The organism is Pseudonocardia xinjiangensis, assembly GCF_012911925.1.
GTDB lineage: Bacteria > Actinomycetota > Actinomycetes > Mycobacteriales > Pseudonocardiaceae > Pseudonocardia > Pseudonocardia xinjiangensis.
Window position 1 is genome coordinate 1 of record NZ_JAAXKY010000217.1, and the last position, 9,184, is coordinate 9,184.

Annotated in this window: 7 protein-coding genes; 1 reads left to right on the forward strand and 6 read right to left on the reverse strand. The window is 72.6% G+C overall.

Annotated features, from left to right (window positions below):
* Window positions 1-42: 42 nt before the first annotated feature.
* The 4 genes from HF577_RS35020 to HF577_RS35035 all read right to left on the reverse strand — a co-directional run bounded on the left by HF577_RS35020 (window position 43) and on the right by HF577_RS35035 (window position 5,376).
* Window positions 43-777: a GNAT family N-acetyltransferase gene (locus HF577_RS35020; protein WP_312859583.1), complete on the reverse strand. Its 735-nt coding sequence runs from the start codon at window positions 775-777 to the stop codon at window positions 43-45.
* 62 nt (window positions 778-839) lie between these two features.
* Entirely contained in the window at window positions 840-1,841 is a 1,002-nt protein-coding gene (gene speB, locus HF577_RS35025; protein ID WP_312859584.1) for an agmatinase, read from the reverse strand.
* Window positions 1,842-2,291: 450 nt separating this feature from the next.
* On the reverse strand, window positions 2,292-3,974 hold the full coding sequence (gene ilvD, locus HF577_RS35030) for a dihydroxy-acid dehydratase (protein WP_169400297.1): 1,683 nt from the start codon (window positions 3,972-3,974) through the stop codon (window positions 2,292-2,294).
* 46 nt (window positions 3,975-4,020) lie between these two features.
* On the reverse strand, window positions 4,021-5,376 hold the full coding sequence (locus tag HF577_RS35035; RefSeq protein ID WP_169400298.1) for an MFS transporter: 1,356 nt from the start codon (window positions 5,374-5,376) through the stop codon (window positions 4,021-4,023).
* A 141-nt stretch (window positions 5,377-5,517) separates the two neighbouring features.
* Between HF577_RS35035 and HF577_RS35040 the strand changes: the two genes are divergently transcribed.
* Window positions 5,518-5,841, forward strand: a complete 324-nt coding sequence (locus HF577_RS35040; protein ID WP_169400299.1) for a hypothetical protein — start codon at window positions 5,518-5,520, stop codon at window positions 5,839-5,841.
* A 59-nt stretch (window positions 5,842-5,900) separates the two neighbouring features.
* Here HF577_RS35040 and HF577_RS35045 read toward each other — a convergent pair whose 3' ends face one another.
* Complete coding sequence (locus HF577_RS35045; RefSeq protein WP_169400300.1) at window positions 5,901-7,754, reverse strand: DEAD/DEAH box helicase; 1,854 nt, start codon at window positions 7,752-7,754, stop codon at window positions 5,901-5,903.
* A gap of 188 nt (window positions 7,755-7,942) precedes the next feature.
* Window positions 7,943-8,896, reverse strand: coding sequence for an LLM class F420-dependent oxidoreductase (locus HF577_RS35050; protein ID WP_169400301.1), 954 nt, complete (start codon window positions 8,894-8,896; stop codon window positions 7,943-7,945).
* Window positions 8,897-9,184 lie beyond the last annotated feature (288 nt).

The following is a 9,184-nucleotide window of genomic DNA, read 5'->3' on the forward strand; positions in this document are numbered from 1 at the left end:
CCCCCGCGGTGAGGGCCTCCCCGAATTGCAGCAAAGCCACTTTCATGCAACCTCGTTGCGTGAAAGTGGCTTTGCTGCAACGGAGGCCGGCGTGCGCAGAGCCGCGAACTGCACCCGGCGGCGCAGGGTGAAGCCCAGGTGCTCGTAGAGCCGGATCGCCGTGGCGTTGCTCCCCGCCGCGTGCAGGAACGGAACGTCGCCCCGCTCCCGGATCACCGCGCCGACCGCGCGGAGGAGCCGGGACGCCAGGCCCCGGCCCTGGTAGGCCGGGTCGGTGCACACCGCGCTGATCTCCGACCAGCCCGGCGGGCGCACCCGCTCCCCGGCCATGGCGACGAGTGCGCCACCGTCGCGGATCCCGAGGTAGGTGCCCATCAGGCGGGTGTTCGGCTCGAACGGGCCGGGACGCGTGCGGGCCACCAGGTCCAGCATCTCCGGCACGTCGGCAGCACCGAGCAGGACGGCCTCGGGATCGGGGCGAACCTCCAGCGCAGAGCCCTCCATCTGCACTCCCTCGCCCGCGCCGAGGACCTCCCAGCCGGACGGCGGCGTGCGCGGGCGGCCGGTGATCACGATCTCCCCGCTCGGGCCGACGATGGCGGCGAGGTCGGCCCAGTCCCCCTCGCCCGGCTCGCTGGGCAGGGCGGCGAACGGCGACACGTCCGGCCGATAGCGGGCCGCGCGGCCCCGTCGTTCTGCGAGGTCGGCGTGCGCTCCTGTGAGCGCAGCCCACACGGCGTTGTCCAGGACGTGTTCCACCACGACGGGAAGAACCACATCGCGGAGCAAACAGTTCCCGTTCCGGGCGTGACGTCAGACGAGGCGGAGCGGCGCCGCTGTCACGGGGCCGACACTGCGCGCTCGCCCATCGCGCACAGCAGTTCGTAGCCGACGTGCGCGGCGGCGATCCCCGTGAGCTGCGCGTGGTCATAGGCGGGAGCCACCTCCACGATGTCGGCCCCCACCAGGTTCAGCCCACCGAACACGCGCAGCGCGGCCAGCAGCTCGCGGCTGGTCATCCCGCCTGCCTCGGGTGTGCCGGTACCGGGGGCGTGTGCGGGGTCGAGCACGTCGATGTCGACCGAGACGTACACCGGCCGGTCCCCCACCCTGGCCCGGATGCGCTCGAACACCCCGCGCATCCCCTCGGCCTCGATGTCCGGGCACGTCACGGTGGCGAAGCCGAGGTGCAGGTCGGTGTCGAGGTCACCCGAGCCGTACACGGGGCCACGGATGCCCACGTGCAGGCCGGCCTCCGGGTCGAGCAGCCCCTCCTCCGCAGCGCGACGGAACGGGGTGCCGTGGGTGTAGGGCGCGCCGAAGTAGGTGTCCCAGGTGTCGAGGTGGGCGTCGAAGTGCACCAGCGCGACGGGGCCGTGCCGGCGCGCGACGGAACGCAGCAGCGGCAGCGCGATGGTGTGGTCCCCGCCGATCGTCAGCAGCCGCGTCCCCGAGCCGCCGAGGGCATCGGCTCCCCGCTCGATCGCGGTGATCGCCTCCGCGATGTCGAAGGGGTTGACGGCGAGGTCACCGGCATCGGCCACCTGCTGCACCGCGAACGGCGCCAGCCCGGTGGCCGGGTTGTAGGGCCGGAGCAGCCGCGAGCTCTCCCGCACGTGCGACGGCCCGAACCGCGCACCGGGCCGGTAGCTGACCCCGGTGTCGAACGGGACGCCCAGCACGGCGACGTCGGCACTGGTCACCTCCCCGAGCCGAGGGAGCAGCGCGAAGGTGGCCGGCCCGGCGTAGCGCGGGGTGAGCGAGGCGTCGATGGGGCCGACGTGCCCCGTGGCCTCGTCCACCACCCGGGACGGGCCCGGCTGCGGCACGGGGCCGCTCACGTGGTGGCACCGATCATGGGGACCTCCCGGAAATCTGCTGGCGAAGCGTCCGACGACCAACTCCGGGCCAAGCTAACCCAGCACCCACGCCCCGATCTCCCCGCCGATGACGTTCCTCGAGCGGCGATGATCACTGCGAGACCCCGCTTTCGGCCCGGCAGAGGGCGAACACACGGATCCCGCACCGATCAACGGCCGCCTCCACGGAACCCGGGCGACTCGCGCGGCGGATTCGGGCGACTCGCGCGCCGAAACCGGGCGACTCGCGCGGCAAATCCGGGCGACTCGCGGGGGCGTGGCGCTGCACACCTGCGAGTCGCCCGTCCCGCGTGCGCGAGTCGCCCGTTCCGCGTGCGCGAGTCGCCCGTTCCGCGTGCGCGAGTCGCCCGTTCCGTGTGCGCGAGTCGCCCGTTCCGTGTGCGCGAGTCGCCCGTTTCTTCCCCGGCGAGGTCAGCTGCAGACGGCTCCCTGCGCCGCCGAGCCGACGAGCTTCGCGTACTTGCCCAGCACCCCGGTGCGCAGGGTGGGCTCGGGGGGTGACCATGCCTCCCGGCGGCGGGCCAGCTCGGCGTCGTCCACGAGCAGGTCGAGGGTGCGGCGCTGCATGTCGAGCACGACCGTGTCGCCGTCCTTCACGAACGCGATCGGGCCGCCGTCGGTGGCCTCGGGCGCCACGTGTCCCACGCACAGGCCGGTGGTGGCCCCGGAGAACCGCCCGTCGGTGAGCAGCAGGACGTCCTTGCCCAGACCGGCACCCTTGATCGCACCGGTGACGGCGAGCATCTCCCGCATCCCCGGCCCGCCGCGCGGGCCCTCGTAGCGGATCACGACGACGTCGCCGGGCTGCAGCGTGCCGTCCTCAACGGCCGTCATCGCGCCCTGCTCGCCGTCGAACACCCGGGCCGTGCCCTCGAACCGGGACGAGTCGAAGCCTGCGCTCTTCACCACGGCCCCCTCCGGGGCGAGCGAGCCGCGCAGGATCGTGATGCCGCCGGTGGGGTGGATGGGGTTGTCGAGTGCCCGCAGGATGCTGCCGTCGAGGTCCGGGGGGTCGATCACGGCGAGGTTCTCCGCGACGGTGCTACCCGTGACGGTGAGCGCGTCGCCGTGCAGCAGACCCGCCTCCAGCAGCGCCTTCATCACCACCGGCACGCCGCCGACCTGGTCGACGGTGGACATCACGTGCGCCCCGAACGGCTTGACGTCGGCCAGGTGCGGCACGCGGTCGCCGATGCGGTTGAAGTCGTCGAGCTCCAGCGGGACGCCGGCCTCCCACGCGATGGCCAGCAGGTGCAGCACCGCGTTCGTGGAGCCGCCGAACGCCATCACGACGGCGATCGCGTTCTCGAACGCCTCCCGGGTGAGGATCTGGCGGGCCGTGATCCCCTTCTCGATCATCCCGACGACGGCCTCGCCGGACGCGCGGGCGATCCCGTCACGACGGCGGTCGACGGCGGGCGGGCTCGCCGAGCCGGGCAGCGCCATCCCGAGCGCCTCGGCGGCCGAGGCCATGGTGTTGGCCGTGTACATGCCGCCGCAGGCGCCCTCACCGGGGCAGATCGCCCGCTCGATCGCGTCGACCTCCTCGCGGGAGATCAGGCCGCGGGCGCACGCCCCGACCGCCTCGAACGCGTCGGCGATGTTGACCTCCCGGCCGTTCACGTACCCGGGCAGGATCGAGCCGGCGTAGACGAACACCGCGGCGAGGTCGAGACGCGCGGCCGCCATCAGCATCCCGGGCAGGCTCTTGTCGCATCCGGCGAGCAGCACCGTGCCGTCGAGCCGCTCGGCCTGCACGACGGTCTCCACGGAGTCGGCGATGATCTCGCGGCTGACGAGTGACCAGTGCATGCCGATGTGGCCCATCGAGATGCCGTCGGACACCGAGATCGTCCCGAACTCCATCGGGAAACCGCCGCCGCGGTGCACCCCCTCCTTGGCGGCGACGCCGAGGCGCTGCAGCGAGAGGTTGCAGGGCGTGATCTCGTTCCAGCTCGACGCGATGCCGATCTGCGGCTTGCTGAAGTCCTCGTCGCGCATGCCGACGGCCCGCAGCATCCCGCGGGCGGCCGCACGTTCGAGCCCCTGCGTGACGTCCCGGCTGCGCGGCTGGAGGTCGGACGTCTGGGTCATCGGGTGGTCCTCCCGTACTGCTGTGGTGGTGACGGCTCTCGTCGGATCATCCTCGTCGTGCCGGGTCGGGACGCTCCGCCGGGCCGTGCCCGGCCGGGGCGGGAGCCCGTTCGAGCCGCAGGACGATCACCCCGGCCAGCACCATGAACGCGGCCACGACGAACATGCCTGTGCGGAAGCTGCCGGTGAGGTCCTGCAGCCAGCCGGTGAGGTACGGGCCGGCGAAGCCGCTGAGGTTGCCGAACGAGTTGATCAGTGCGATTCCCGCGGCCGCCCCGACGCCGGTGAGGAACGCGCTCGGCAGCTGCCAGATCACGGGGATCGCGGAGTAGACGCCCACCGCGCACACCGTCATCGCGGCCATCACGAGGTAGGGCGAGTCCAGGTACAGCGCGACCGCTACGCCCGCAGCGCCGAGGAACGCGGGCACCGCGATGTGCAGGCGCCGTTCCCCGGTGCGGTCGGAGTGCCGCGCGTTCAGCACCATCGCGACCGACGCGACGGCGTACGGCACGGCGGTGATGAGCCCGATCTCGACGAGCGAGAACGTGATGTCGAACTGTTCCTGCAGGTCCGACACCACCTGCGGGAGGAAGAACGCGAGCACGTAGAGCCCGAACACGACGCCGAAGTACACCGTCGACAGCGCCACGACGCGCCGGTCCCGCAGGCCGGCCCGGATACCCGTCTCCTGCGGCACCTGGGCGGCGTCCTCGTCCGCGATCCGGCGCTCCAGGGCCTGCTGCTCCGGGGCGGAGAGCCAGCGGGCCCGAGTCGGGCGGTCCGGCAGCAGCACCAGCACCAGCACGCCCACGAGCACCGCCGGGATGCCCTCGACGAAGAACATGAAGCGCCACCCCGCGTCGAAGCCGAGCAGGCCGCCGCCGTTCTGGATGAGGAGGGTGGACAGCGGCGCCCCGAGCACCGACGACAGGGGGACGGCCAGGAAGAACAGTGCCACGACCTTCGCCCGCCGCGCCCGGGGGAACCAGTACGTCAGGTAGAGGATGATGCCGGGAAAGAAGCCGGCCTCGGCGATGCCGAGCAGGAACCGCACGACGTAGAAGCTGATCTCGCCCTGCACGAACGCCGTGGCGGACGCCACCACGCCCCAGGTGATCATGATGCGGGCGATCCACAGGCGGGCACCGACGCGGTGCAGGATCACGTTGCTCGGCACCTCGAAGAAGAAGTAGCCGACGAAGAACAGCCCGGCGCCGAGGCCGTACGCCGCTGCGGAGAGTCCGAGGTCGCGGTTCATGGTCAGGGCGGCGAACCCGACGTTGACGCGGTCGACGTAGTTGAGCAGGTAGCACAGGCCCAGGAACGGCAGCAGCCGCCACATGGCCTTGCGCACCGCTGACTCGACCACCGGGTCCGTGGTGGCGACCGCCTCGGCCATGGCTCCCCCTCGAGCTCGTGGGGGTCAACTCCTACCGGTGCGTCCGGGAAACGACAACCGGGGGCTCAGCCGGGTGATGTGGTGGCGCGAGCCGGTGTCGGCTCTGGTGCCGCCGCGCCGGGGTGCGCTTGGATCAGAGGCGTGCAGCCCGCGGACCGGTTCGCCGCGCTCGTGGCCGAGCTCGCCGCCGAGCCCGGCGTCACCCCGCCCGGCGCGGAGCGCGGCCGTGGGTTCGGCTCCGCGGCGTTGAAGGTCGACGGCTCGATCTTCGCGATGCTCACCCGCGAACGGCTGGTGGTGAAGCTGCCCGCCGCCCGGGTGGCCCAGCTGATCGACGTCGGTGCGGGCGAGCCCTTCGAGGCGGGCCGGGGACGCCCGATGCGGGAGTGGCTCACGGTCGGCGCGGACCACGACTGGCCTGCAGTGGCCCGGGAGGCCCTGGCCTTCGTGAGCCGGCGCCGCTGACACGCGGAGAGCCGCACCGCTGCGAACAGCGGTACGGCTCTCCGTGACGTGCTGAGCGCTCAGTCGCGGCGCGGACGGCCGGCGCCGGCCGAGGCGAACCCGCGGTCGCGACGGACGTTGGCCCGGCGACCCTTCAGCGTGGTGCTGCCCCGCAGACTGCGCAGCACGTCGTCGGCGGCGTGCTCGGGGATCTCCACCAGCGCGTGCCGCTCGTGGATCTGGATCGCGCCGATGTCGCGGCCCGACAGATTCGACTCGTTGGCGAGCGCGCCCACGATGTCCTGCGGCCGGACGCCACTGGCGCGACCTGCGTTGACGAACAGCCGGGTGGTGCCCGCCTTCGGCGGCCGGATGCCCGCCGCGCCTCCCCGGCCACGGCTCTCGCGCGGGTCGCGGGATCCGCCGGAGCGCGGTGCGGTGACGACCGGGATGTCCTCGCCGTCGTCGGGCGAGCCGGCGGCCTCCTGCATCAGGCGCACCGCCGCGGCGGCGACGTCGACCGCGTCGAACTCGGCGGCGAGGCCGGCGAGCATCGCGCGCACACCGTCATGGTCGGCCGGGACGGCCGTGGCAACGGCGGCACCGGCGTCGAGGGCAGCCGTGTCCGCGTCGGGCTCGACCGTGCCGGGATCGACCGGGGCCGGCCCGGAGGCGAGGCCGAGGTCGGCCACCAGCCGCTCGCGCAGCGCGGCGGAGGTGCGCTCCAGCCGGGCGGCGCGCAGGTCGGCGGCCGTGGGCACCGGGGCGAACGCGATCGGCTGCCCGGTGAGGCGCTCGACGGCACGCAGCGCATGCACCTTCGACGGCGGCACCAGCGTGATCGCCACGCCCTCGCGCCCGGCGCGGCCGACGCGCCCGATGCGGTGGACGTAGGCCTCGGGCGACTGCGGCACGTCGTGGTTGACCACGTGCGTCAGCAGGTCGATGTCGAGACCGCGGGCGGCCACGTCGGTGGCGACCAGCAGCTCGGTACGCCCGCTGCGCAGGCGCTCGACGACCCGGGTGCGGTGCTCCTGGTCCATCCCACCGTGCAGGGCCTCGGCCCGCAGGCCGCGAGCGGTGAGGGTCTCGGTGACGGCGTCGACGTCGAGACGGGTGCGGCAGAACACGATCGCCGCGGTCGGCCGCTCGGCCTCGAGCACGCGGCCCAGCGCGGCGGTGGTGTGGGTGCGCTGAACGAGGTACGCGGTCTGCCGGACCTTGGGTGCCTCGCCGTCCGGCACCGACTCGCGCCGGATCCGCACCGTGACGGGCTCGCGCAGGTACTTCTGTGCGAGGGTCTCGATGCGACGCGGCATGGTGGCCGAGAACAGCACGGCCTGCCGGGTGTCGGGGGTGGCGTCGAGCAGGGTCTCGATGTCCTCGACGAAGCCCATGTCGAGCATCTCGTCGGCCTCGTCGAGCACGACGATCTCGAGGTCGTGCAGGTGCAGCGCACCGCGGTTCATCAGGTCGATCGCGCGGCCGGGGGTGGCCACCACGATGTCGACGCCTGCCTGCAGCGCCTTCCACTGAGGGCCGGCGGGCGCGCCGCCATACACCGTGAGGACGCGCGCGCCCAGCCGTGACCCGTACCGGGTGACGGCCTCGGACACCTGCAGCGCCAGCTCACGGGTGGGGGCGAGGATCAGGCCGAAGGGCGCGTCGCCGCGGCTGCGCTCAGGGCGCTGCTCAGCGAGGCGCTCCAGCATCGGCAGCGCGAACGCCGCCGTCTTGCCGGTGCCCGTCGCTGCCTGACCGAGCAGGTCACGTCCCTCGACGAGGGGCGCGATCGACTCGGCCTGGATGGGGCTGGGGTGCGTGTAACCCAGCTCCTCGACCACGGCCAGCAGCTCGGGGCGGAGTGGGAGGTCGGAGAACCGGGGGAGGTCGGACTGGTGGTCGTTCAGGGTCCCGTTGAGGGGCAGCGTCACAGATCGTCTTCCGTCGCAGTGAAACGGGAGCGCGAACGGCACTCCCGCGGGCGAGCCCGCGGGGCCTGCGGCACGTGAACTACCTGGCCGATGCGGTCTCTGATGATGTCAACACACCACCGGCCACACATAGTCCCAGGTGGTCGAAGCCCATGCCGCACCGGCCCCGCCGACCGCCCCACCGACCCCTAGTGGAACGTCGGCAGCACCTCCTTGCTCCAGGCGTCGAAGAAGCCGTCGAGGTCGGGGCCGATCTGCTGCACGTAGACCTCGTCGAGGCCCGCGTCGACGTACTCCTGGATCTGCGCCACGTGCTTCTCGGGATCGTCGCCGCAGGTCATGGACTCGCGGATCGCCTCGCGCGGGACGAGCGAATGGGCGTCCATGAAGTCACGGGGCCGCGGCAGGGTCTGGGCGAGCTGCCCGGGCAGCGCCTCGTTCCCCCAGATCCGGTGCGCCGTCTCCAGCGCCCTCTCCTTGTCCCGGTCCCAACAGACCTTCGTGCCGGCCTGGGTCGGCTTGCCCTCGCCGCCCGCCTCCCGGAAGACCCGCAGCAGGTCGCTGTCGGGCATCGTGGTGCACAGCCCGTCCCCGATCCGGCCGGCCAGCTCCACGGCCTGCGCCCCGAAGCCCGACACGTAGATCGGCACCGGCTGCTCCGGGCGCGTGTAGATCTTCGCCTCCTGCACCTCGTAGTACGTGCCGTGGTGGCTGATCTCCTCGCCCTCGTGGAGGAGCCGGATGATCTCGATCGCCTCCTCCAGCATCTCCAGCCGGACCCCGATCGAGGGCCAGTGGTCGGCCAGCACGTGCTCGTTGAGAGCCTCGCCACTGCCCACGCCGAGCACGAACCGGCCGTCGAGCTGGACGGCCGCGGTCGCTGCGGCCTGCGCGATGATCGCCGGGTGGATCCGGAAGGTGGGGCACGTCACCGCCGTCGTGACGGGCAGTGAGGTGGCCTCCGACAGCGCTCCGATCACCCCCCAGACGAAGGGGCTCTGCCCCTGCTCGTCGTTCCACGGATGGAAGTGGTCGGAGATCCACAACCGCTGGAAGCCCGCGTCCTCGGCGCGGCGGGCCTGGTCGATGAGCTCCTTGGGGCCGAACTGCTCGCAGGACAGGAAGTAGCCGATGCTCGCCATGTCTGGCGCGTACCCCGGACCACCCCACCTGATTCGCGATCACACGTGAACCGTTCGAGAACGATCTCTCCGCGAGTCGCCCGTTTCCCGTCCGCGAGTCGCCCGATTCCTACCCGGCCGAGGGCGCCGTCGTGCGAATCGGGATGGTCAGCCGAGGCGCATCGGATTCCGGGCGACTCACAGGCCCGGAATCGGCGACTCGCGGAGTGACTCGTACGGAGCTCGCACCCGGAAACGGGCGACTCGCGGCCCCAAAACGGGCGACTCGCGCACGCGGAACGGGCGACT

Bases quoted from the DNA above. Each gene is read 5' to 3' on its own strand.
- ilvD (WP_169400297.1), bottom strand. From the start codon at position 3,974: ATGACCCAGACGTCCGACCTCCAGCCGCGCAGCCGGGACGTCACGCAG.
- HF577_RS35035 (WP_169400298.1), bottom strand. From the start codon at position 5,376: ATGGCCGAGGCGGTCGCCACCACGGACCCGGTGGTCGAGTCAGCGGTG.
- HF577_RS35050 (WP_169400301.1), bottom strand. From the start codon at position 8,896: ATGGCGAGCATCGGCTACTTCCTGTCCTGCGAGCAGTTCGGCCCCAAG.